General features: G+C 58.9%; 1 pseudogene. It reads left to right on the top strand.

What is annotated here, in order from left to right:
* Positions 1–353: pseudogene (locus DIE02_RS35305) on the top strand (hypothetical protein); the annotation flags it as partial.

The following is a 353-nucleotide window of genomic DNA, read 5'->3' as shown; positions in this document are numbered from 1 at the left end:
ACCAGCAATCGGTCTTATGCGGCGCAAGAGGATCGCGCGAGGCACGGATTGAATGAATCGACGTATGGCCGCGTCACTGCATATTGCTGTCCGCACGATCAGGTGATTTCGGCGGTGACGGTTCAAGGGATCGGATGGCGCGGCATCAGCAAGCACGAACTCGACGATATCGGGGCAGCCGGCATCCTGACGCAACGGGTCTTTGCTTCCGGTTTCCCGGTTGGCGTGCAGAAACCATACCGATACTGGGAAGACGATTGGCGGCATGGCAAACAGGGAACGAAGCCGGGGTTCTGGTATCCGCCGTCGCCGCCGGCCAAATTCAATCTCGTCGGCGCGGTCAAAGGAAATGA

Source organism: Burkholderia sp. Bp8991 (assembly GCF_003853795.1).
Taxonomy (GTDB): Bacteria; Pseudomonadota; Gammaproteobacteria; order Burkholderiales; family Burkholderiaceae; genus Burkholderia.
The sequence above is the reverse complement of the archived record's forward strand: the minus strand, read 5'-3'. Positions and strand labels throughout refer to the sequence as shown.